The 23,632-nt window shown below is 68.1% G+C and carries 19 protein-coding genes; 7 read left to right on the forward strand and 12 right to left on the reverse strand.

Going from position 1 to position 23,632, the window contains the following annotated elements:
* Nucleotides 1-25: 25 nt before the first annotated feature.
* From F3I62_RS08355 to F3I62_RS08395, 9 genes are all read right to left on the reverse strand, one after another.
* Nucleotides 26-826, reverse strand: coding sequence for a YfaP family protein (locus tag F3I62_RS08355; protein ID WP_160489178.1), 801 nt, complete (start codon nucleotides 824-826; stop codon nucleotides 26-28).
* 5 nt (nucleotides 827-831) lie between these two features.
* Nucleotides 832-2,469, reverse strand: a complete 1,638-nt coding sequence (locus tag F3I62_RS08360) for a DUF2300 domain-containing protein (RefSeq protein WP_160489179.1) — start codon at nucleotides 2,467-2,469, stop codon at nucleotides 832-834.
* 3 nt (nucleotides 2,470-2,472) lie between these two features.
* Nucleotides 2,473-7,029, reverse strand: a complete 4,557-nt coding sequence (locus F3I62_RS08365; protein ID WP_372240097.1) for an alpha-2-macroglobulin — start codon at nucleotides 7,027-7,029, stop codon at nucleotides 2,473-2,475.
* Nucleotides 7,026-7,691 carry a DUF1175 domain-containing protein gene (locus F3I62_RS08370; RefSeq protein WP_160489181.1) on the reverse strand — a complete coding sequence of 222 codons (666 nt, stop codon included), beginning with the start codon at nucleotides 7,689-7,691 and terminating at the stop codon, nucleotides 7,026-7,028. The genes F3I62_RS08365 and F3I62_RS08370 overlap by 4 nt, the downstream gene beginning before the upstream one ends.
* A complete protein-coding gene (locus F3I62_RS08375; protein ID WP_160489182.1) occupies nucleotides 7,661-9,502 on the reverse strand; it encodes a DUF2138 domain-containing protein in 1,842 nt (613 codons plus the stop codon). Before F3I62_RS08375 ends, F3I62_RS08370 begins: the two co-directional genes overlap by 31 nt.
* Before the next feature lie 37 nt (nucleotides 9,503-9,539).
* Nucleotides 9,540-10,328: a YfaP family protein gene (locus F3I62_RS08380; protein WP_160489183.1), complete on the reverse strand. Its 789-nt coding sequence runs from the start codon at nucleotides 10,326-10,328 to the stop codon at nucleotides 9,540-9,542.
* A 311-nt stretch (nucleotides 10,329-10,639) separates the two neighbouring features.
* Nucleotides 10,640-11,581, reverse strand: coding sequence for an AEC family transporter (locus F3I62_RS08385; RefSeq protein ID WP_160489184.1), 942 nt, complete (start codon nucleotides 11,579-11,581; stop codon nucleotides 10,640-10,642).
* A gap of 177 nt (nucleotides 11,582-11,758) precedes the next feature.
* Nucleotides 11,759-12,319: a response regulator transcription factor gene (locus F3I62_RS08390; protein ID WP_160082103.1), complete on the reverse strand. Its 561-nt coding sequence runs from the start codon at nucleotides 12,317-12,319 to the stop codon at nucleotides 11,759-11,761.
* A complete protein-coding gene (locus F3I62_RS08395) occupies nucleotides 12,312-13,589 on the reverse strand; it encodes an ATP-binding protein (protein WP_160489185.1) in 1,278 nt (425 codons plus the stop codon). Before F3I62_RS08395 ends, F3I62_RS08390 begins: the two co-directional genes overlap by 8 nt.
* 166 nt (nucleotides 13,590-13,755) lie before the next feature.
* On the opposite strand from F3I62_RS08395, the gene F3I62_RS08400 reads away from it, so the two are divergent.
* From F3I62_RS08400 to F3I62_RS08430, 7 genes are all read left to right on the forward strand, one after another.
* Nucleotides 13,756-14,469 carry an SIMPL domain-containing protein gene (locus tag F3I62_RS08400; protein WP_160489186.1) on the forward strand — a complete coding sequence of 238 codons (714 nt, stop codon included), beginning with the start codon at nucleotides 13,756-13,758 and terminating at the stop codon, nucleotides 14,467-14,469.
* A gap of 222 nt (nucleotides 14,470-14,691) precedes the next feature.
* Nucleotides 14,692-16,293, forward strand: a complete 1,602-nt coding sequence (locus tag F3I62_RS08405; RefSeq protein ID WP_160489187.1) for an ABC transporter substrate-binding protein — start codon at nucleotides 14,692-14,694, stop codon at nucleotides 16,291-16,293.
* Nucleotides 16,294-16,475: 182 nt separating this feature from the next.
* Nucleotides 16,476-17,486, forward strand: a complete 1,011-nt coding sequence (locus F3I62_RS08410) for an ABC transporter permease subunit (RefSeq protein WP_160489188.1) — start codon at nucleotides 16,476-16,478, stop codon at nucleotides 17,484-17,486.
* 12 nt (nucleotides 17,487-17,498) lie between these two features.
* Entirely contained in the window at nucleotides 17,499-18,410 is a 912-nt protein-coding gene (locus F3I62_RS08415) for an ABC transporter permease subunit (protein ID WP_160489189.1), read from the forward strand.
* A gap of 10 nt (nucleotides 18,411-18,420) precedes the next feature.
* A complete protein-coding gene (locus F3I62_RS08420) occupies nucleotides 18,421-19,395 on the forward strand; it encodes an ABC transporter ATP-binding protein (RefSeq protein ID WP_160489190.1) in 975 nt (324 codons plus the stop codon).
* Complete coding sequence (locus tag F3I62_RS08425; protein WP_160489191.1) at nucleotides 19,395-20,366, forward strand: peptide ABC transporter ATP-binding protein; 972 nt, start codon at nucleotides 19,395-19,397, stop codon at nucleotides 20,364-20,366. Before F3I62_RS08420 ends, F3I62_RS08425 begins: the two co-directional genes overlap by 1 nt.
* Before the next feature lie 325 nt (nucleotides 20,367-20,691).
* Nucleotides 20,692-21,162: a heme utilization protein gene (locus F3I62_RS08430; protein WP_160489192.1), complete on the forward strand. Its 471-nt coding sequence runs from the start codon at nucleotides 20,692-20,694 to the stop codon at nucleotides 21,160-21,162.
* A 95-nt stretch (nucleotides 21,163-21,257) separates the two neighbouring features.
* Here F3I62_RS08430 and F3I62_RS08435 read toward each other — a convergent pair whose 3' ends face one another.
* The 3 genes from F3I62_RS08435 to F3I62_RS08445 are packed head-to-tail and all read right to left on the reverse strand — an operon-like array spanning nucleotide 21,258 to nucleotide 23,592.
* Nucleotides 21,258-22,178 carry a biotin-dependent carboxyltransferase family protein gene (locus F3I62_RS08435; protein WP_160489193.1) on the reverse strand — a complete coding sequence of 307 codons (921 nt, stop codon included), beginning with the start codon at nucleotides 22,176-22,178 and terminating at the stop codon, nucleotides 21,258-21,260.
* The gene (gene pxpB / locus F3I62_RS08440) at nucleotides 22,175-22,852 is read right to left on the reverse strand and encodes a 5-oxoprolinase subunit PxpB (protein WP_160489194.1); all 678 of its coding nucleotides are present in this window, start codon (nucleotides 22,850-22,852) and stop codon (nucleotides 22,175-22,177) included. The genes F3I62_RS08435 and pxpB overlap by 4 nt, the downstream gene beginning before the upstream one ends.
* Complete coding sequence (locus F3I62_RS08445; RefSeq protein WP_160489195.1) at nucleotides 22,849-23,592, reverse strand: 5-oxoprolinase subunit PxpA; 744 nt, start codon at nucleotides 23,590-23,592, stop codon at nucleotides 22,849-22,851. The genes pxpB and F3I62_RS08445 overlap by 4 nt, the downstream gene beginning before the upstream one ends.
* Nucleotides 23,593-23,632 lie beyond the last annotated feature (40 nt).

Genomic DNA, 23,632 nt, shown 5'->3' on the forward strand with positions numbered 1-23,632 from the left:
ACCTACCCCATGTTAGCTGTCGGGCTTATGGGTAGCTGAACTGCTTGACCAGGGTCAGCTCGCCCGGCGCGCGCATGGGTACGAGGAAGGACTGCTGCTTCTCGTTCGGCGTACCCTCCTCGCTGATCAGGGTGATCTGCGCCGTGGTCAGGGCCTGCGCCGCACTACCCTCGCTGCTGTAACCGCCTCCGTAATAGTTGACGTAGACCAGGTACTGGCCCTTGAGCGGGGTCGGCGAGGCGATCATTTCCGGGCCGAAGCCGCTGGTCACGTCGACGTCCAGCGCCGCGCCGTTGGCCAGCGAGCGCTCGCCGTACCAGACATGGCCGCCGTCCGGGGTCACCAGGTGCAGGTCGAGGTCGGTGTTGTCGCTGTCCCAGGACAGCAGCACGCGCAGCTTGGCCGGCGTCTCGCCGCGGCCCTGGTTGTAGAACTGCACGCGGCGCACCTGCTGGCCGTCCGGGCTGCGTACCTCGACGTTGTTACTGCCGGCCGGGAACACGAACGGGCGGTCGAAGCCGCCATCTTCCTGCACCTTGAGCGGCATGCTGATGCCGTTGACGATCAGCCGCGCCGGCGTGCCCTCGACCTTGGCCATGTTGTTGATCTGGCCGAGGATGCGCGCGGTGTCGGCCTGGTCCGGCGCGCTGTTGACCGAGGAGGCCGGGTAGTTGACCTCCTGGATGAAGTGCGCGCCATCCGCCGAGCCCTGGCGCCAGCCTGCGCGCGGGGTGTCCAGGCGCACGTCGGCAACAGCAACGGCACTGGCGGTCAGCGGCAGCAGGCCGAGCAGGAACAGGGCAACGGGGTGCAAGCGAAGGGTCATGGGATCTATTCCAGAAGCAGGTGACGGGCGAGGCTTTCGATGTAGCCCTCGTCCTGGCCATTGGGGTGGGCCTCGAAGGCCAGGTGCAGGTATTCGTGAGTCAGGTCGAGGCGGTCCTGCAGCGACAGCAGGCCGCGTACATAGATGCGCCGGCGCTCGCGGTCGACATGGGGATTGCCGGAGAGCAGGCGGCACACAGCGAACTGCGCGGTATCGCTGTAGCCGGGCTGCTCATCCAGGCGCGTGCGCCACTGCCGGCGTTGCGCCTGTAGCCAGTCCGTCGCCGCATCCAGCGGCTGGCAGGCGGCCGCCGGCTTGTCCCAGCGACTGAGACTGGCACGCGGGAAGGCGCGGGCGAGGATGGCGTCGTAGCGCAGGCCGGACTCGGCCTGCTCGACCGCCTGGCTCCAGGCCAGCCGCTCGGGCCCGGGCAGCTCGGAGTGATAGGTGACGGCGCTGCCGGCCAGCACCAGGTCGGCACTCCAGGCGGCGATGGCGCGCGCCGCCGCCGAAGCCGGGCGCGGCGCGACACGCTGGCTGGCGCTGCTGTCGCGGATCGCCAGGCATTCACCACGGCGTTCGGCGTTCTGCAGCAGATAGGTACGGATGGTCACCGCCAGGGCCTTGGCCGCCTCGGCCGGCTGCGCCGCCGCCTCGCGATCCAGCACCCGCGCCACATATTCCTCGCGGCTCAGGTGCGCGACCAGGCGCGACTGCTCACCTTCGTGCAGGAGAAACAGCTCGCCGGCGCTCTCGATGGGCAGCCGGTTACCGTTGGCGAACTCCACCTCATAGTGCCCGCGCAGCGCCCCGCTGGCCGCGACTTGTTCCTGCTGGCGCACCTGGCGCAGCGGATAACGGTCGAACAGCGCCACTTCCACGCACGCGCCAGGCTCCTGCGGCCAGGGCGTCGGCAGCGTGCGCCCAAGCACTTCGGCGTAGCCGCGCAGGACGCTCTGACTGGTACCTGAGCCGCCGGCCCACAGCGGCGTGCCATCCACCAGCCAGCCGGCGAAACCGCCCTGGCGCGCCTGCGCATCGCCATCGGCCAGCCAGCTCCAGGTCTTCACCCGCAGGCGCCCGCCCAGGGCGCCGAGCGCGGCGGCATCCGGCGCATTCAGCGGCACGTCGAGCAACACCCGGCGAGCCTCGGCCTGGGCCGGCAGGCTGGCCAGCACCTCGAGCAATTCGCTGACCGCCACCCGTTTCTGCGGCTGCAGGCCGTTAAGATCAGTGAGCCAGGCCGGCGCCTGATGGGCGCGCCAGTAGTTCGACCACTCCCCTGGCTGCAGCTCCAGACGTGCCGGAGCGAAATACAGCCCACAGGACTTGGCCAGGGCCTGGTCGCGGTCGATGCGCTCGCCGGTCTGGCAGCAATAGACTTCCTCGCGATCCTGGCCGGTGCAGGTATAGCCGGGGTCGGCCTGCCGGTTGTCCACCAGGTAGGCGTAGACGAACAGCTTCCACAGGCTGCCCAGCGGCGTGTCCAGTTGCGCCGGCAGGCTATCGCGCGCCAGCACCTGCTGGCGATCCAGCTGCAGCAACTGGTCGCCCTGGCTGGTGCGCCAGGCCAGCTGCAACGGTGCCTGCCCCGCCTCGACGAGCAGGGGCAGGCACAGCGCCAGCCAGCAGAGTGCGCGCATGGCTTATTCGACCCTCAGCTCGGCCAGTGCCGCTTCCTGCTCCACGGCCTGCTGCTGCGGGTCGTACATGCGCACGTAACGCGCCGGCGGCAGGTGGAACTGGCCTTTCTGCGAGAAGCGCACCAGGTGGCGCAGCTGCAGGCTGCCTTGCAGGCTGTCGACCGGCACCGCATAGAGCATCTGCCCCGGTTCGTGGCGGGCCTTCTCCAGCGGCGCCGCCTCTTCCGAGTCGAGACCGCTGATCTGGATACCCCAGGTGGTGCGCTCGACATCGGCGCCCGGCGGCAGCGGTACCTCCAGCAGGCCGTAGCGATAGGCATGTTCCTCGTCGCCGCCTTCCAGGGTCACTTCGTCGAGGTACAGCTCGTCGCTGGACAGCGGACCGTCGCCGACTTCCTCGACGCTGAAACTGAAGGCAGCCTCGCCCGGCACCAGGCGCAGCAGACGGCGGCTGACCTTGACCGGCAGCTCGCCGCTCGGCGCGGCGGCGCTGTCGTAGCTCAGTGCGGCATGCACGGCGCCGCTCTGCTCGGCCGGCAGGGCCAGTTCCTTGGGCGGCTGCTGGCCTTGCCATTGCCACCAGCTCTCGCCAGTCGCGCCCTGCTGGGCCAGCCAGCCGGCACCCGGTTCCGGCAGCGCCAGCGGCGGTGTCTGCTCGATGCGATCCTGCAGCCAGGTCAGCGCCAGTGCGCGCTCCAGGGTCGCCTGCTCCGGCGCCAGGCGCTGCAGCAGGGCGTTGATCTGCAAGGGATCGAGCGGGCCACGGGACAGGCGCAGCGCCTCGGCGAACGGCTGGGTGCTGCTCGCCACCTGCTGGCGGGCGCCATCCAGGCCAGCCGCGAAGGCCGCCGGCAGGCTGACCTTGGTGGCGGCCGCCAGCTCGGCAGCCAGTACCCGCGCCAGCGCCAGACCCAACTGCGAGTTCGGCGCAGCCATCACCGGGCTGGTCAGACCCGCATCGTCCAGAATGACTTCATCGCCTTCACCGGCCTGACCCAGCTCGACCAGCAGGCCTTCCAGCAGGGTATTCACCGGTAGCTGCATTTCGCGGGCGAAGTCGAGGATCAGCGCGCGCTGCAGCAGCGGCGTGTTCGCCGCCTGCTTGGCGTAGACCTCCAGCACGCGCTGCCAGTGCTCCGGCGGCAGGCTGATGTGCAGCGCACGGCTGGCATGCCAGTCGGCGTAGTAGGCGTAGGCAGTGAGGAAGGCATCCGCCTCGCCGTCTTCGCCCCACCAGGTGAAACCGGCTTCCGGGCCAGCCATCTGCACCAGGCGCAGGCGGCTGTTCTGCATGATCAGGCGCAGGCGCTCACCGATGCGCGCCTCACCTTTGGCCAGGGTCGGGTAGGCCAGACTGAGTGGCAGCAGACGGCTGGCGGTCTGCTCGACGCAGCCGTAGGGGTACTCGATCAGGTCGTCGATAGCCGAGCGGAACAGCGCTTGTGAGCTGTTATCCAGACGCAGGCGGATATTGCCGGCATCGGCCGGCAGGCTCAGCGGGTTGCTGCCCGGATTCAGGTTCAGGCTCTGCGTGTGCAGGCGCTGCCAGCCTTCGCCGGCCACGCGCAGGGTCACGCCGAGGGCATCCACCGGCTGGCCGCCCTGCACCAGTTCGGCACGCCACTCGCCGGCCACCAGGGCGGTCGGCGGCAGCGCCAGGTAGTTCACGCCCTTTTCCAGCTCGACCGCCTGACGCTGCTCCTGGCCGGCATAGTGGGTGACCAGCTCGGCCTTGGTGCTCTCTTCGCCTTGGTTGAAGGCGAACAGGCCCAGCTGTGGCTTATCACCCGCGCGGAACAGGGTCGGCCCGCTCCACTTCAGGTACAGCGGCTTCTCGGAACGGATGAACTGCTTCTTCTGCCCCACTTCGCCAGCCTCGTTGACCGCGCGCACGGTGATGCGCCAGCGGGTCAGCGAGTCGGGCATGCGGAAGCTGAAGCGCGCCTTGCCGTCGGCATCGGTAACCAGGTCGGGTTGCCAGGCGGCGGTATCGACTTCCTCGCGGCGCGGCCGCTCCAACACCTTGACCCCACGTTCGCTGCGGTTGGCGCGGCCCGGTGCGGTTGGGTTGCCCGGCAGGGCCACGTCGTAGCTGATAAAGGACAGGCTGGCGCTGGTGCGCACGTTGTTGCGGCGCGGGTGGTAGAAGAACTGGTCGATGCCCGGGGCGATTTCCGGCTGCAGGGCGTAGATCATCTCGTCGACCACGCTGACCGTCAGGCGCGTGGCCGCCGGCTTGCCCTGGAACTGGGTGGAGAGGTCGACGGTGACCGTGTCGCCCGGCTGGTAGCGTTCCTTGTCGGTGCTCACGGCGATCTGCACCTGCGCCTTGGCTACCTTGATCCCGGCGTTCTGGAAGCTGTAGTCGCCGCCCTTGGTGTAGAGCACGGAGAAGGTCAGGTTGGGCGCGAAGTGGTCATCGACCGGAATGCGCGCGCGGTACTGAGTGTCGTTGAGTTTCTCCAGCTTGAGCCAGTCGCCACCCTTGGACAGCAGCGCGGTGGCTTCCACCCGGTCGCGTTCCAGGGTCAACAGGGCATCGCCGACCGGCTCGGGGAAGGTGATCAGCGCCAGGGCTTCGGCACCGGCCTGGTACTCGTCCCGGTCGAACACCACTTCCACGGTACCGGCCACCGCCTTGACCCCGTCGCCGCTGACCGCGTGGCCGGTGGCGCCGAGGATCAGGCCGTGCTTGTCCTTGAGGGTGATGCTGTAGGTGCCGGGGCGCTCGAAGCTGAGGCTGAAGCCCTGCTCGTCGTCATCCAGGCTGGCGCTGTGCTGACTCTGGTCTTCCAGGCGCACCCACTCATAGCTGGCCGGTTTGAGTTCGCTGGCCTGCTCGCTGTGGTAGCTGAACGGCACCGCCTCGCCCACCGCGCTGAAGCGCTGCGGCGCTTGCAGACGATAGCGCGCGGCGCCGCGCTCGATAAGGATTTCCTTGCTGACCTTGACCCGGTAGGCAGCGCCGTCGCTGGCGAACACGGTGAGCAGGTAGCGGCTCGGCTTGTCCGCCGCCGGCAGTTCGAGAGCGGCGCGGCCCTGGTCGTCGGTGCTCAGCTCGCTGCTGGAAAGCTCGACCGGGAATTGACCGAGGTACTGCAGCTCGTTGTCGATCATCGACAGCTGTTGGGCGCGCAGGCTCAGTTGCAGGCGCGCGTTCTTCACCGGCTTGCCGTCCGGGTAGAGCAGCACCAGATTGCCGCTGACCTTCTCGCCGGTACGGAAGTCCGGTTTGCTCAGGTCGAGGGCGATCTCGAAGTGCGGCTTGATGTAGTCGGCGACGCGGAAGGCGCTGCTGTATAGCTGGTCGCGATAGCTGAAGCGCAACTCGTAGCCGCCGGCCACGGCGTTGTCCGGTAGCTGGAAGCGGCCCTGGGTGCCGGCCTTGCTGTCGAGGGCCAGGTCAAGGTTGTGCAGCACGGTGCCGGTGGCATCCAGCACGCTGAGCTTGAGCGGCGCGGCCTGGGCAGCCACCGAGTCGCGGGCGTTCTTGAACTCGCGGCCGACGATTTTCACCTCCACCCAGTCGCCGGGGCGGTACAGCGGACGATCGGTGAAGGCGTAGAGCTTGGTGTCGTAGATTTCGCTGTCGTAATAGAAGTTCTCGGAGACGAACACCCCGCCTTCGCCGTCCTCGCCAAGCACGTAGGAACGCTCCGGGCTGGCGTGCTTGAGGCGCAGCAGGCCCTGCTCGCCGGTGCTGCCGCTGCTCATCACGCCCAGGCCGTCGCTCCACAGTACCTTGGCCCCGGCCACCGCCGCGCCGTCACGCTTGTGCGCGGTCCACACCAGCAGCTCGTTGCCGGCGATCTTGCTCACCGCCACCGTGTTGGAGACGAACACTATTGTGGTTGCACGGAACTTGCCGACCAGCGCCTCGACCAGGTACAGACCCGGCGTGAGCTTGCCCAGCGGGATATACACGTTGCCCGGATTGACGCTGACGAAGGAGCTGGACGAGCCGGCCAGCTCGACGCCCTTGGGCGGCTGGATCGGCTTGGCGTCCCACAGCGGGTAGCGGAACTGCGCGATCAGCGGCAGGCCCTTCATCGGTGCGTACTGCGGCTGTGCCTCGAACGGCGTGGGCGCCTTGATCGCGTCACCCATCTTCAGCTCCGGCGCTTCCTCGGTGACCTGCTTGCGCGACTCGTAGGAGAAGGCGCGCTGCATCACCCGCCGCGAGGTGCGGTACCAGCTGTCCCACAGGTAGCTCAGGGTGTTGGACAGGCCCTCACCCTTGAACTCACCCTCGGCCACCACCCGGTGCAGGTTCTTCTGCCGCTTGAGGAAGTCCAGCGGCTTTTCGATGCGGTACACGCGCATGTCGACGCCGCCGTAGGGCTCCATCATGTAGCGCCGGTAGTCGCGCCCCGGCGCCTCCAGGCGCACCTGGGCCACTTCGTCGGTGGCGAAGCTGGCGTCGGCCAGCAGGAAGAACGACTGCCCGGCCACCGGCGAGTAGTTGCTCGACTCGACGTTGTCATCGGCCTGGACGCCCAACGGCAACAGGCCGAACAGCAGGGCCGCAGCGGCTAGACGCGGCAAGTGCAGAGCCCTCATCGGCTGAGAAAGTGCAGTCGATAGACGCCGATAAAATTGGGGTTGGATTCGTCGGGTATCCATCGGGTGTCCTTCCATGTCATGAGTTGTTGCAGGCTCACCGAGCGCATGCCGTTGTCTGTTTGGGTGGTGGTGCCAGTGTGATAGGCGATGTTGCGGCCCATCCAGATCATCAGGTGCTGGTCGTCACCCTGGTCGAAGAACATCAGGTCGCCGGGGCGCGCCTGGTTGAGGTCGCGGCCGAGGAACTGGCTGTTGTACTGGATCAGCTTGATCGCGTTGACGTAGGGGCCGACCTGCCCGCCGCCCTGCTGCCACTGCTGGGCGAGCTGGCGCTGCTGCGCGCTGAGTTCCAGCTCCGGCGGCAGGTAGCGGTTGGACAGGCCGTTGGCGCGCAGCCACTTGGCGTCGTGCAGCTTGAGCGCCTCGTTGGCGGCGAAGCGCACCAGGCCGGCACAGTCCTGCTGCTGCCAACGCGGACTGGGGCCCTGGCGCAGTTGCTCCTGGGCAATGCGCACGAACCAGGCGCGGAACACCTGGGACTGCTGCGCGTCCAGCGCCGGCGCGGCCTGGGCCAGCAGCGCCGGGCTGCACAGCAGCAGGTAGGCGACCGCCAGGTACTGCCGAGCTCTCACAGGGCGCGCCACTGCAGCGGCAGCCATTGCCAGGCGCTGCTGGCTTCGCTGTCGGCCGGCAGAGTCAGGGCGTACTTGCCGTGGGTGGACAGGGCGCGCAGCTTGGGCAGCAGGTTGCTCTGCGCAGCGTTGCGGAACACCGGTTCCATGTCTTCCGGCAGGCTTTCCAAGGTCTCGCGTTCGAACAGCGCGGCCAGGGTCTGCGGCGCCAGGTAGGCCGGCACCAGGGCGTCCTTGGGCAGCACGTCGGCCAGCGGCGGGAAACGCTTGTCCAGGGTATCCAGGGCCTTGCTCACCAGGCGGTCATCCAGCGAGAACAGCAGGGTCGAACCGTGCCGCGCCAGGCTGACGCGGAAGAACCCGGTGGAGGACAGCGCATCCGGGTTCTCGGCTTCGCCGCCCGGGTACTGGCCGAAGTTGGAGCCGACCTGGCGCTGCCACTTGTGCGTGCTGCCCTGTTCGCTGTCTTCGACCGGGAACTGCCCGCCCTCGACATTGGCTTCCCAGGCGCCGATCAGGCTGTTGAACAGCTTACCCAGCTCGGCGTCGGTCTGCGCGCCGGCCTCGCCCTTGAGCGTGCCGACCAGCAGCGGCGAGTGCAGGCGCGACTCGGCGTACCAGCACAGGCCGGCGGTGCCGCTGAGCTGGCCACCCAGCTCGGCGGCCACCTTGGCCTCGGCGCCGACCTTGCTCAGCAGGCGCTCGGGCACCGCCGCCGCCACCGGCAGGGCGACGCAGGCGCTGGCACCCATGGGCATGGCGCGCCACACCGGGGTGAAGTCGAACTGGCCCTGATCCTCTACCTCGTTGAGGGCCAAGAAACTGTGCCAGCCCTGGGCATCCATTTCGAAGCGCAGGCCGGCGAAAGCCGGGATAAAGCGCTGATAGCCGAGCGCGAGGAAGTCCGAGCTGAGGCTGATGCGCTGCCCCAGTGCGCCGCGTGCCTCCAGGCCGAAACGCTCGGGGAAGGGATGCTGGCCAGCCAGCAGCGCCTCGGCCGCATCGGTCGATACCTTGGCCAGCAGCGGGCCACGCGGCTCTGCGGGTTCGACCGGCTCGGCGACGACCTCCTCGGCGGCGGTCGCCGCTTCCGGATCGACGGCAGCCACCTCGGTCTGGTCATCCGCACTGGCCGCCTCGGCAGACGCCGGCTCAGGCTCTGGCTCGGGGGCGAACAGCATGTCGACGCTGGACAGCAGCAACAGCTGGTCGCCATGGGAGGCGAACAGCAGGGAACGGTCGTTGTTGTAGCGCAGGCGGTAGAACGGCACCGTCTCGCCATCGACAATGAACTCGCCGGCCTGGCTCAGCTGGCTATCGTCCAGCGCCACCTTGGCCAGCGGCTCCAGGGCCTTGGCCAGGCCGCCGCGCTCGATCACCACCAGGAAGTGCTTGAGGCGGCCGCCGGCATCGCGCCACAGGGCGACCTCGGCCGGCTGGTCGAGCAACTCGTCGAGCAGGTTGTCGCGCAGCTGCAGGTCGTGTTCGTAGATGATCCGCCGCAGGCTGCCGGTCAGGCCGAGGCGGTCGGCGTTGGCCTCGTAGTAGAACACCAGGTCCTCGGTCAGGGTGTCGCGCAGCAGCGGCACGGCCAGCAGGTCCTTAGGCAGGCGGCTGAGCGAAGCGCTCTCGATCAGCACGTCGGGGCGCGCCAGGTCCAGGCCCAGCAGGTTCGCCTCGCCCAGCTGGCGCTCGCCCTGCTGGTTCTGCCACAGCCAGCCGAAGATCCCGGCGGCCGCCACCGGCACGGCTACCGCCAGGGCGATCAGCAGCGGACGCATGCGCCGACTGGCCGGTGCGCCTTCGCTGGCGGCGACGGGTGTGGTGTTTTCGCTCATGTCTGCAAACCCCGGTTCATCCCTGCTCAGGGAACAATCAATAGTTGAAGGACTTGATCAGCAGCAGATCGCCGATGGTGCGCAGCGGCACCACGAACGTCTCGCGCTTCTCGTTGACGGTGTTCTCGTTGAACACCAGGCTGATCTGCGAGGTGATCACCTCGTTGAGGTTGCTGCCGGCCTGGAAGTTGTAGCCCTGGCTGTTCAGGTTGCCCCAGTAGTTCACGTAAATCAGGTAGGTGCCGTGCAGCGGCGCGGTCATGCTGAACATTTCCGGGCCGGGGCCGTCGACACTGTCGACATCCAGGCCACCGCCATTGCTCATCACCGGGTCAGCCCAGAAAGCGTGCTGGCCGTCGGGGGTGACCACGTGCAGGTCGAGCTCGGCCTGCGGGTCATCCCAGCCGAGGACGATGCGCACCCGCGCCGGGGTCTTCTGGGTGTTGGCCTCATAGAACTGCACGCGGCGCAGCGGCTGGCCGTCGGCACGCAGCTCGACGCTGTTGGAGCCGGCACCGAAGTTGTAAGGCCGGGCGAAACGCCCTTCGGCGTCGGTATAGAGAGGCAGCGGGTTGCCGTTGACCGCCAGCACATGGGGCTGGCGCAGGCCCTGGGTACCGGCGAGCCTGCCTTCGATCAGGCTGCGGTTGCGCTGCGCGCCACGGTCGATCGGCGGCGTCGGGTAGGCCACACGGGCGTTTTCCGTACGGTCGAGCAGGCCGGAATAACGCCAGCCGGCGGTCGGGCCATCCAGGCTCGCGGTGGGTTCTGCCAGGGCCGCCGACGCAAACAGCGTCAGGCATAGCGGCAACAGCGCAGGGCGCATGATTAATCCTTTAATGGCGCTAAGTCGCCAAGGCTAGCGAGCGCGAGCGCGCCTGGCAATCATGGGCCGCCAGAACTGCAGAACGCTTGGCAGCGAAAACGCTTCAATCGTCACGCAGGCATGTGACAGCCAGGGATGGCAAGTGCCGATCGACCAAGCACGCCGCAACCGGGTCGCTAGTGGCAGCCACGCCCTGCGGGTGGACTTCCTGCCGTAGGTTGCGGTTGAGCGCAGCGAAGCCCAACGCGAGGAAGCGCAGGCCGGCACCGCCCGTTGGGCTTCGTCGCAGAGCTCCTCAACCCAACCTACATCTAGATCCAGCCGCCCCACTGCAGCACGAACAGGCCGATATTGGTGTTCAGCACCGCCGCCAGGGTGGTGAGGACGATGATCGACGCCGCCAGTTCGTGGTTGCCGCCGCTGGCCTTGGCCATGACGAAGCTGGCCGCCGCCGTGGGGCTGGCGAAATACAGGAAGAGGATGCCCAGTTCGGCATTGCGAAAGCCGCAGAGGAAGGCGCCGAAGGTGGCCAGCAACGGCAGCCAGAGCATCTTCCACAGGCTGGCGCTAAGGGCCAGGCCGCTACCCTGGCGCAGCGAGGCCAGCGACAGGGTGCCGCCGATGCAGATCAGCGCCAGCGGCAGGGTCATGCTGGCGAAATAGTCGCCGGAGGTGAGCAGCCAGGTCGGCAGCTTGACCTGCCAGTAGGCGAACGGGATCGCCGCCAGCACGCCGAGGATCAGGGGGTTGCGCAGGATGCTCTTGCTGATGCTCCACAGGTCGGCCTTGGCCTGCGGGCTGTAGATGGCCAGGACGATGGACGACAGGCTGTTGTAGGAGAGGATCACCACCCCGCCGAGGATGCCGCCCAGCGACAGGCCGTAGTCGCCGTACAGGCTGGTGGCCAGGGCCAGGCCGACGATGCCGTTGTTGCCGCGAAAGGCGCCCTGGGTATACACGCCGCGCTCCTCGCGTGGGATGCGCAGGATCGCCCAGCCCCAGACCAGCAGAAAACCCAGCAGCGTGGCCAGCAGGAAGTAGCCGAGCAGCGCCGGCTGCAGCGCGGTGTTCAGGTCGGCATGCAGGATGGCGAGGAACAGCATGACCGGCATGGTGCCCTTGAACACCAGGGCCGAGGCGGTATCGATGAAGCGCGCGTCGATCCAGCCCAGGCGCTTGAGGCCCACGCCGAGGAACAGCATGGCAAACACCGGGGCGGTGATGGCGAGGGTCTGCTGGATAACGGCGAGCATGGCGGCCCCGGCTAACTAGGTAGGGGGCTAATGATAACCGTGAAGAGCGGCGAAAAGCTTTCGCCAAGCTTTCAGCCGCTGAATTCCCGGCTCATCGGCGGTAGATGCGTGAGAGCGGCATTAGCCAGGCGGTGAGGCCTTTTCGCGGCTGAAGTCGCTCCCACTCATGCCGGAGGTTCAGCGGCGTACCGGGCGCTTCTGCAGCTTGCGCTGCAGGGTACGCCGGTGCATGCCCAGGGCGCGGGCGGTGGCGGAGATGTTGCCCTCGTGCTCGGCCAGCACGCGCTGGATGTGCTCCCACTGCAGGCGGTCCACCGACATCGGGTTTTCCGGCACCAGGCTGTCCAGGTCGGCATGCTCGGAAAGCAGCGCGGTGAGCACGTCGTCGGCATCGGCCGGCTTGCACAGGTAGTTGGTGGCACCGCGCTTGATCGCCTCCACGGCGGTGGCGATGCTCGAATAGCCGGTGAGAATCACCACGCGCATTTCCGCATCCAGCTCCAGCAGCTTGGGCAGCAGAACCAGGCCGGAGTCGCCCTCCATCTTCAGATCGACCACGGCGTAGTCGGGCAGGTCCTCCTTGGCCAGGGCCAGGCCCTCCTCGGCCGAGTTGGCCACGCTGACGCGCAGGCCGCGACGATCCATGGCCCGCGCCATCACGCGGGTGAAGGTGGCGTCGTCGTCCACCAGCAACAGGTGCGGTTGCTCTTCGCCGTCGATCAGGGGTTCGTCACTCATGTTCATCTCCGGGGGCCAGTCTGGGCAGGCGTAGCTCGGTCAGCGTACCGCCGTCTTCATGGTTGTACAGTTTCACCGACCCGCCGGCTCGCGTCACGCTGGCCTGGCTGAGGAACAGGCCGAGACCGAAGCCCTTGCCCTTGGTGGTGAAGAAGGGTTTGCCGAGCTGCTCGGCAATCGCCAGCGGCACGCCGGCACCGTGATCGCGGATGCTCAGGACCATCCACTGGTGGTCCCAGTCCAGGCGGATATCCAGCTTGTCCGGGCAGGCATCGGCGGCGTTGTTCAGCAGGTTGAGCAGGGCCTGGGTCAGGTCGGCCGGCGGCAGCAGGCGCGGCACGGCGCCCAGGCCCAGGCACTGGTAGCGGTAGGTGGCTTCCGGGCGCATCAGGTGCCAGCGGTTGAGGGTCGCCTCCAGCCACTGCACGGCGCTCTGCTCGGCCACGGCCTGACGGCGATCGGCCTCGGCGGCGCGCACCAGGTGCTGCAGGGTTTCCTTGCACAGCTTGACCTGTTCCTGGAGCAGCGCCAGGTCGTCCTGCAGGGCCGGCTTGTCGCGGTATTCCTGGCGCAGTTCCTTGAGCAGCACGCTGATGGTCGCCAGCGGCGTGCCCAGTTCATGGGCCGCGCCGGCGGCCTGGGTGGCCACGGCGAGGAGTTGCTGGTCGCGCATGCCCTCCTCGCGGCGCAGCGCCTGCAACTCGTCCTGGCGGCGCAAAGCACCGGCCATCTTGACCACGAAGAAGGTGATGAAGGCCGCCGACAGGGCGAAGTTCATCCACATGCCGAACAGGTGCAGGCTGATCAGCATGGCTTCGTGCTGCACATTGTTCAGGTGCAGCGGGTGGTACCAGATCAGCAGCGCGGTGTAGCCGCTCAAGGCCAGGCCGCTGAGGACCATGGAGTAGAACCACGGCAGGGTCGCCGCGGCGATGGTCAGCGGCACCAGGTAGTAGGAGACGAAGGGGTTGGTCGAGCCGCCGGAGAAATACAGCAGCACGCTGTGGATGACCAGGTCGAAGGCCAGCTGGGTGGCGTACTCCAGCTCGGTCACCGGCCACGGTCCGCGCAGGCGCAGGGCGGTGAGCAGGCACAGCACCAGGGAAATGCCGAGGGTGACGCTCAGCGCCAGCCAGGGCAGCGGCAGCAGGTCGGACAGGTAGGCGATGCCCACCGAACCGGCCTGGGCGGCCAGCACCAGCAGGCGGATCAGGGTCAGGCGCCAGAGGTTCTGCCGGCTGGCGGAAAACAGTTGGACAGTCGCGTACATGGCGGCTCCGGTGAATTGCGGCGAGTATAACCACCACCCGCCTCCGCCCGCCTGCCTGCGGCAACTCGCCGCAGGCCGTCAAGCGGGAAAAATAGCGAACCGGATCTAACCCGCCTGGTCAGATATTCGCGTCTATACCTAGGACAACTACCCGCAAGGAGTCTCCATGCACGCTCTCAACCGTATCGCCGCCACCCTGGTGTTCGGCGTCATAGCCCTGACCAGCCTGTCGACCCAGGCCGAGGAGGCCCGCTACAACCAGGTCGCCCTGCGCGCCGAGGTCAGCCAGGAAGTGGCCCACGACCGTATGTACGTAACCCTCTACAGCGAGGCGCAGGACCGGGACCCGGCCAAGCTGGCCGCGGCCATGACCCAGACCCTGAACCAGGCCCTCGAACGGGCGCGCCAGGTCAAGGGCGTCAAGGTCAGCCTGGGCAGCCGTCACAGCTACCCGGTGTACGAGGATGAAGGCAAGAAGATCAGCGCCTGGCGCGAACGTGCCGAGGTACGCCTGGAAAGCGCCGACTTCGCGCCCCTGGCGCAACTCAGCGCCGACCTGCTCGGCGAGCTGAAGATGGCCGAGATGAGCTTCGCCGTGGCCGACGAGACCCGGCAGAAAAGCGAAGACGCGCTGATCAAGGACGCCGTGGCCGCGTTCAAGGCCCGCGCCCAGCTGGCCACCGAGGCGGTCGGCGGCAAGGGCTACAAGCTGGTCAACCTCAACCTCAGCAGCGGCGGCTTCCAGCCGGTGCTGCCGATGCGCGCCATGGCCATGGACAGCGGCAGCTTCAGCAAGAGCGCCCCGGCGCCGCAGATCGAGGCCGGCAGCAGCAAGGTGAGCATGGCCGCCGATGGGGTGATCGAGGTACAGATGCCCTGAGTCTGTACGCGCGCCGTTACCTGCGGTGACTCCGCGGGTAACGGCCAGCCAGGGCAACAATCGCCCGACTTGTAAAAATGCGACACCGACTTACAGCTTCCCCACGTCTTCTACACTGATCTCGGCTCAACCCTTGTGCGCGGTATATGCCGTGCGTAATTTCACGCAAGGCGCCCACAAGGCGTCCCTCATGATGACAACCACAACAAACCTGAGGTCAACATGCGTAAACACGCCGTCATCCAGACACTTCTCGCCGCTGGGCTGATCGCCAGCGCGCCTTTCGCCAGCGCCGCCAGCAACCTGGTGTTCTGCTCCGAAGGCAGCCCCGCCGGCTTCGACCCCGGCCAGTACACCACCGGTACCGACTTCGACGCCGCGGCGGAGACCATGTTCAACCGCCTGACCCAGTTCGAACGTGGCGGCACCGCAGTCGTCCCCGGCCTGGCCGAGAAGTGGGATATCGCCGCCGACGGCCTCAGCTACACCTTCCACCTGCGCCCGGGTGTGAAATTCCACAGCACCGAGTACTTCACCCCGAGCCGCACCTTCAACGCCGACGACGTGCTGTTCACCTTCCAGCGCATGCTCGACAAGGAACACCCGTTCCGCAAGGCCTACCCCGCCGAATTCCCCTACTTCACCGACATGGGCATGGACGCCAATATCGCCAAGCTGGAAAAGCTCGACGACATGACCGTCAAGTTCACCCTGAACAGCGTCGATGCCGCCTTTATCCAGAACCTGGCGATGAGTTTCGCCTCGATCCAGTCCGCCGAGTACGCCGAGCAGCTGCTCAAGGCCGGCAAGGCTGCCGACATCAACCAGAAGCCGATCGGCACCGGGCCGTTCGTGTTCAAGCGCTACCAGAAGGATGCGCAGATCCGCTTCACCGGCAACAAGGACTACTGGCTGCCGGAAGACGTGAAGATCGACAACCTGATCTTCGCCATCAACACCGACGCCTCGGTGCGCATGCAGAAGCTCAAGGCCGGCGAATGCCAGATCACCCTGTTCCCGCGCCCGGCCGACCTGGCGTCGCTGAAGCAGGATCCGAACCTGGCCATGCCCGACCAGGCCGGCTTCAACCTCGGCTACATCGCCTACAACGTCACCCACAAGCCGTTCGACCGGCTGGAGGTACGCCAGGCGCTGGACATGGCGGTGAACAAGCAGGCGATCATCGACGCGGTCTACCAGGGCGCCGGCCAGTTGGCGGTGAACGGCATGCCGCCGACCCAGTGGTCCTACGACGAGACGATCAAGGACCCGGCCTTCGACCCGGAGAAAGCCAAGGCCCTGCTCAAGGCCGCCGGCGTCAAGGAAGGCACCGAGATCACCCTGTGGGCCATGCCGGTGCAGCGCCCGTACAACCCCAACGCCAAGCTGATGGCCGAAATGCTGCAGGCCGACTGGGCCAAGGTCGGCATCAAGGCCAAGATCGTCAGCTACGAGTGGGGCGAGTACCTCAAGCGCGCCAAGGGCGGCGAGCATGACGCCATGCTGATCGGCTGGAGCGGCGACAACGGCGACCCGGACAACTGGCTGGGCACCCTGTACGGCTGCGACGCGGTAGACGGCAACAACTTCTCCAAGTGGTGCGACCCCGCCTACGACAAGCTGGTCCAGGCGGCCAAGCGCACCACCGACGTGGCCGAGCGCACCGCCCTGTACAAGCAGGCCCAGCACATCCTCAAGGCCCAGGTGCCGATCACCCCGATCGCCCACTCCACCGTGTACCAGCCGATGCGCAAGAACGTGCAGGACTTCAAGATCAGCCCGTTCGCGCTCAACTCCTTCTACGGCGTCAGCGTCGGCAAGTAAGCGTTCGGCCGGCGGGCCCTGCACCGGCGGGGCTCCCGGCCAACCTGACATCCCTCGCCGCCTCCACCGCGGCGCTTGCCTGCTGCACCCGCACGGGAATCATGCCCGCCAGGGCGCAGGCCACATGTCCGCGCTGTCCACTTGGACGCGCAAAGCCGATCGATGCGGAGTAGTAACCCACCATGCTGTCCTTCATAGCCAGACGCCTGGGGCTGCTGATCCCCACCTTCTTCGGCGTCACCCTGCTGACCTTCGCCCTGATCCGCCTGATCCCCGGCGACCCGGTGGAAGTGATGATGGGCGAGCGCCGGGTCGACCCCGAGATGCACGCCGAAGCCATGCACCGCCTGGGCCTGGACAAGCCGCTGCCGGCGCAGTACCTGGACTACATCGGCCAGTTGGCCCAGGGCGACCTGGGCCAGTCGCTGCGCACCCGCGAGGGTGTGTGGAGCGAATTCATCACCCTGTTCCCCGCCACCCTGGAGCTGTCCCTGGCCGCCCTGCTGTTCGCCGGCACGCTCGGGCTGATCGCCGGGGTGATCGCCGCGCTCAAGCGCGGCTCGCTGTTCGACCACGGGGTGATGGGCATCTCCCTGGCCGGCTACTCGATGCCGATCTTCTGGTGGGGCCTGCTGCTGATCATGTTCTTCTCCGTGTACCTGGGCTGGACCCCGGTATCCGGGCGCATCGACCTGCTCTACGACATCACCCCGGTCACCGGCTTCATGCTGATCGATACCCTGCTCAGCGAGGAAGAAGGCGCCTTCGTCGACGCCCTCCGCCACCTGATCCTGCCGGCCATCGTGCTGGGCACCATTCCCCTGGCGGTGATCGCGCGGATGACCCGCTCGGCCATGCTCGAAGTGCTGCGCGAGGACTATATCCGCACCGCCAGGGCGAAAGGTTTGAGCCCGGCGCGGGTGGTGTTCGTGCATGGCCTGCGCAACGCGCTGATCCCGGTGCTCACCGTGTTCGGCCTGCAGGTCGGCACCCTGCTGGCCGGCGCCGTGCTGACCGAGACCATCTTCTCCTGGCCGGGCATCGGCAAGTGGCTGATCGAGGCCATCGGCGCCCGCGACTACCCGGTGGTGCAGAACGGCATCCTGCTGATCGCCTGCCTGGTGATCCTGGTCAACTTCGTCGTGGACATCCTCTACGGCCTGGTCAACCCGCGCATTCGCCATCAGAACTAAGGAGGCCCGGACATGAGCCAATCCACCGCTATGCCCAGTGCCGACCAGGCACTGCTCTACCCCTCGCCGCTGAAGGAGTTCTGGCAGGCCTTCGCCCACAACAAGGGTGCCGTCGGCGGCCTGCTGTTCATGCTGCTGATCGTCGTCTGCGCGCTGTTCGCGCCCTGGGTGGCGCCGCATGATCCCAGCGAGCAGTTCCGCGACTTCCTGCTCACCCCGCCGGTGTGGCTAGACGGCGGCCAGGCGCAGTTCCTCCTCGGCACCGACGAGCTGGGCCGCGACCTGCTGTCGCGACTGATCTTTGGTGCGCGCCTGTCGCTGCTGATCGGCCTGACCTCGGTGCTGCTGTCGCTGCTGCCCGGTGTGCTGCTGGGCCTCACCGCCGGCTTCTTCCCGCGCCTGCTCGGGCCCTCGATCATGCGCCTGATGGACGTGATGCTGGCCCTGCCCTCGCTGCTGCTGGCGGTAGCCATCGTCGCCATCCTCGGCCCCGGCCTGCTCAACACGGTGATCGCCATCGCCGTGGTCTCGCTGCCTTCCTATGTACGCCTGACCCGCGCCGCGGTGATGGGCGAGCTGGGCCGCGACTACGTCACCGCCGCGCAGCTGGCCGGCGCCGGTACCCTGCGCCTGATGTTCGTCACTGTGCTGCCCAACTGCATGGCGCCGCTGATCGTGCAGGCCACCCTGAGCTTCTCGGCGGCCATCCTCGACGCCGCCGCCCTGGGCTTCCTCGGCCTCGGCGTGCAGCCGCCCACTCCCGAGTGGGGCACCATGCTGGCCTCGGCGCGCGACTACATCGAGCGGGCCTGGTGGGTGGTCTCGCTGCCGGGCCTGACCATCCTGCTCAGCGTGCTGGCGATCAACCTGATGGGCGACGGGCTGCGCGATGCGCTCGACCCGAAACTGAAGAATGCGCAGTAAGGAGCCAGGCATGAGTCTTCTCGAGATCCACAACCTCAGTGTGCGCTTCGGCGACGCCAGCGCCATCCCGGTGGTCGACGGCCTCGATCTCAGCGTGGACAAGGGCGAAGTGCTGGCCATCGTCGGCGAGTCCGGTTCCGGCAAGTCGGTGACCATGATGGCGCTGATGGGCCTGATCGACGCCCCCGGCATCGTCAGCGCCGACAGCCTGCGCTTCGACGGCCACGACATGCTCAGGCTCAAGGGCAAGCAGCGCCGGACTGTCGTCGGCAAGGACCTGGCCATGGTCTTCCAGGACCCGATGACCGCGCTCAACCCCAGCTACACCGTGGGTTTCCAGATCGAGGAAGTGCTGCGCCAGCACCTCGGCCTCAAGGGCAAGGCCGCCCGCACCCGCGCCCTGCAGCTGCTGGAACGGGTGGAGATTCCCGCCGCCGCCAGCCGCCTGGATGCCTACCCGCACCAGCTCTCCGGCGGCATGAGCCAGCGCGTGGCGATCGCCATGGCCATCGCCGCCGAGCCCAAGCTGCTGATCGCCGACGAACCGACCACCGCGCTCGACGTGACCATCCAGGCGCAGATCATGGACCTGCTGCTCGACCTGCAGCGCGACGAGGGCATGGGCCTGGTGCTGATCACCCACGACCTGGCCGTGGTCGCCGAGACCGCCGACCGGGTGTGCGTGATGTACGCCGGCCAGGCCGTGGAGATCGGCAGCGTGCCGACGCTGTTCGATGCACCGACCCACCCCTATACCGAGGCGCTGCTCAAGGCGATCCCCGAGCACAGCCTGGGCGCCAGCCGCCTGGCCACCCTGCCCGGCATAGTGCCCGGCCGCTACGACCGCCCTGCCGGCTGCCTGCTGTCACCGCGCTGCCCTTATGCCCAGGACCATTGCCGCGCCCAGCGACCGGCGCTGGAAGCCCATGAGCGCGGCGCGGTGCGCTGCTTCTACCCCCTCAACCTGACTGCGGAGGTGGCCTGATGAGCACTGTGCTGACGGCCCGTGACCTTACCCGCCACTACGAAATCTCCCGCGGCCTGTTCAAGCCAGCCGCCCTGGTGCGCGCCCTCAATGGTGTGTCCTTCGACCTGGCCGCCGGCAAGACCCTGGCGGTGGTCGGCGAGTCCGGTTGCGGCAAGTCGACCCTGGCCCGCGCCCTGACCCTGATCGAGCAGCCCAGCTCCGGCTCCCTGCAGATCGCCGGGCAGGAGGTGGCCGGCGCCGACAAGGCCCAGCGCCAGCAGCTGCGCCGCGACGTGCAGATGGTGTTTCAGAACCCCTACGCCTCGCTCAACCCGCGGCAGAAGATCGGCGACCAGCTGGCCGAACCGCTGCAGATCAACACCAAACTGAGCAGGGCCGAACGGCGCGAGCGGGTGCAGGCGATGATGCAGCAGGTCGGCCTGCGCCCCGAGCACTACCAGCGCTACCCGCACATGTTCTCCGGCGGCCAGCGCCAGCGCATCGCCCTGGCCCGGGCGATGATGCTCAACCCCAAGGTGCTGGTGGCGGACGAGCCGACTTCGGCGCTGGACGTGTCGATCCAGGCCCAGGTACTCAACCTGTTTATGGACTTACAGGAAGAGTTCAACACCGGCTACGTGTTCATCTCGCACAACCTCTCGGTGGTGCGGCACGTGGCCGACGAGGTGCTGGTGATGTACCTCGGCCGCCCGGTGGAGATGGGCCCGAGCGAGGCGATCTATGCGCGGCCGCTGCACCCCTACACCCAGGCGCTGCTGTCGGCCACGCCGACCATCCACCCGGACCCGAGCAAGCCGAAGATCAAGATAGCCGGCGAGCTGCCCAACCCGCTCGACCCGCCGTCCGGCTGCGCCTTCCACCAGCGCTGCCCGCACGCCAGCGAGCGCTGCCGTAACGAGGTGCCGCAGCTGCGCCTGCTGGAGGCACGGCAGGTGGCCTGTCACCACGCGGAAAACATCAACGGCTGAACGGTCAATGGATCCGGGCGACGCGCCCCATCGCTGTGCGCCCTGTCCGGCCCATGCAGGCTAACCTGAACCACTGCATGCATTCCGCCGGAGCGGCCTCGCCTGCACCCGGGAGGCGCCGCTCGAGAGCCCGGACAAAGCGTCGGAACATCACCGAGGCGATTCGCCATCGCCCCCACAGCCAGCTTGAACCGCCAGGCTAGAGCCCTCACAAACAGTATCGACGAGCTCGATATAGACCATTGCCGGGATCAACTTTTCTATCGAATTTTCGCCAGTAACATGGGCCCCGTACTCACCTTCCAGCCCGATAACGGAGCCACCCATGAACAAGCAGATCCTCACCGCCCTGTTCCTCTCCACCCTCACCTTCAGTGCCTTTAGCCTGGCCGCCGATGGTGCCGACCGCACCAGCAGCAACCGCATCGCCGCCGATGGTTTCGATCGCACCGGTGCGGCCCACATTGCTGAAGATGGCTTCGATCGTACCGGCAGCCATGTCGCCGAAGACGGTTTCGACCGCACCGGCAGCCATGTCGCCGAAGACGGTTTCGACCGTACCGGCAGCCATGTCGCCGAAGACGGCTTCGATCGTACCGGCAGCCATGTCGCTGAAGACGGTTTCGACCGCACCGGCAGCCATGTCGCCGAAGACGGCTTCGATCGCACCGGCAGCCATGTCGCCGAAGACGGCTTCGACCGCACCGGCAGCCATGTCGCCGCAGACGGCTTCGATCGCACCGGCAGCCATGTCGCCGCAGACGGCTTCGACCGCACCGGCAGCCATATCGCCTGAAATCGAATCGCAGTCCGGGGCTAGCAAGCAATGAAGTGTGCACAGCTCGAAAGCCAGAAGGCGCCCACCGTGGCGCCTTCGCCTTTTCTGGGCCGCTACCGACCGAAGAAACGATAGAACGCGCGCAGCTCGGTCTGGGCCTCGCCGAGGCTCACCGGGGTGAAGCGCAGCGCCTGCTGCGCCGGGCACTGCGCCAGGCGCCAGAGATCCAGCGGATGCAGCCAGCCGAGCAACGGATAGCCGCCCATGCTCTGGTGATCGGCCTGCAGGATGATCGGCTGGCCATCGGGCGGCACCTGGATGGCGCCGCGAGTCACCCCCTGCGACCACTGCCGCAGCGGCGCGCGCAAGGGCTGCCCCTGCAGGCGGGCGCCCATGCGGTCGGATTGCGGGCTGAGTTGCCAGTCTTGCGCGAAGAACGCCTGCACCTGCGCCGGGTCGAACGCCTCCGCATCGCCGCCGCTGATCACCCGCAGCAGCGGCGCAGCGCGGTAGTCGGGCCGGTAGCGCCAGGGCACGCTGGCGGCGCGGGCAAGGTGCGCGGTGCCGCAGGGCAGCAGGTCGCCGGCAGCCAGCGGGCCGCCCTGCCCGTCCAGGCCACCCAGGCCTTCGCGCACCTGAGTGCTGACGCTGCCCAGCACCGGCGCGGCGCGAAAGCCGCCGGCCACCGCCAGGTAGGCGCGCTGGCCACTGCGGGCGAAACCCAGGCGCAGGCATTGCCCGGCGCGCAGGGCGAAGCTGGACCAGCCCGGCAGCGGCTGGCCATCGCGGGTCGCCGGCAGCTCGGCGCCGGTCAGCGCCAGCCAGGTATCGACCTCGGCGCGCAGCTCGACATCGCCGAGGGCGATCTCCAGCAACGGCGTGCCCCAGGGATTGCCCAGCAGGCGGTTGGCCCAGGCCGCGGCATGCTCGTCCAGCGGCCCGCCCGGCGAGACGCCGAGGTGCTGCCAGCCGCGCCGGCCGCCATCCTGCAGCAGGCTCAGCGGCCCGCCGCGCAGCACGCGCAGGCCGCTCATGGCGGACCGCCCGCCGCGCGGTAGGCGGCGGCATCGATCGGCACGAAACGCACCCGGTCGCCCAGCTGCAAGGGACAGGGCGGCGTGCGCCGGGCATCGAACAGGCGCCAGGGACAAAGCCCCAGCAGGTGCCAGCCGCCAGGCGAGGCCTGCGGGTAGATGGCCGTCTGCCGCTCGGCGATGGCCAGGCTGCCGGCCGGCACCCGGGTGCGCGGCGTGGCCCGGCGCGGCAGCTGCAGGCGCTCGTCCAGTTCGCCGAGATAGGCAAAGCCCGGGGCGAAGCCGATGGCGCCGACCCGGTACTCGCCGGCCGCGTGCAGCTCGATCACCTGGGCGACGCTCAGCCGGCAGGCCCGCGCCACCTCGGCCAGGTCCGCGCCGGCGTACCAGATCGGGATCTCGTGCCGGCGCCCCGTCTCGGCCGGCAGCGGCTCGGCCAGCCACTGCTCGAGCAGCGGGGCCAGCCGCGCGGCCAGTTGCAGGTGGTCGGTGCGCAGCAGGTCGTAGTGCAGCAGCAGGCTGGTCCAGCCCGGCACCAGATCGCTCAGCAGCGGCCCCAGTTCGGCGCGGATGCGCTCGGCCAGCACGGCGAGACGCTGCGGCAGCTGCGCGTCCGGCGCCTCGGCCAGCACCAGCAGCAGGGCTTCGGCGCCGGCCGGTTCGAGGCGGATCATGCGGCGTCCAGCTGGGCCCGCAAACGGCGCAACACGGCCAGCGACTCGGCGTTGTCGCCGTGCACGCAGAGGCTGTCGGCGTGCAGCTGCAGGGGCCGGCCGTCGATGTCAGCGAACGGCTCGCCGCGGGCGATGGCCAGGGCCTGGGCGAGGATGCGCTCGCCGTCATGGTGCACCGCCCCGGCCAGGCGCCGCGGCGCCAGCTGGCCGTCGGCCAGGTAGGCGCGGTCGGCGAAGGCCTCGAACAGCAGGGGCACCCCGGCCGCCTGTGCCAGGCGCCGCTCGCGGCTGTTGTCGGCCAGGGCCAGGACCATCAGCGGCAAGCCCGCGCGGTAGCTGGCGCAGGCCTGCAGCACGGCAGTGAACAGGGCGTCGTCGCGCACCAGGTCGTTGTACAGCGCGCCATGCGGCTTGACGTAGGCGACCTGGGTGCCGGCCGCGCGGCAGAAGGCATCCAGCGCACCGATCTGATACAGCACCAGGGCCGTGACCTCCTCGGCCGAACAGGCCAGGTGGCGGCGACCGAAACCCTGCAGGTCGGGGTAGGACGGGTGCGCGCCGATGCTGACGCCATGCTGCACGGCCAGGGCCACGCTGTGCTGCATGATCAGCGGGTCGCCGGCGTGGAAGCCGCAGGCCAGGTTGGCCTGGTCGATCAGCGGCATGGCGTGCAGGTCGTTGCCCATGTGCCAGGCACCGAAGCTCTCGCCCATGTCGCAGTTGAGGAGGATTCTGTTCATGTCGCCAAGCTTAGAGCCGCCGGGCGCCGGCGCCTAGCCC

It is taken from the genome of Pseudomonas sp. R-28-1W-6 (genome assembly GCF_009799925.1).
Classification (GTDB): Bacteria; Pseudomonadota; Gammaproteobacteria; order Pseudomonadales; family Pseudomonadaceae; genus Aquipseudomonas.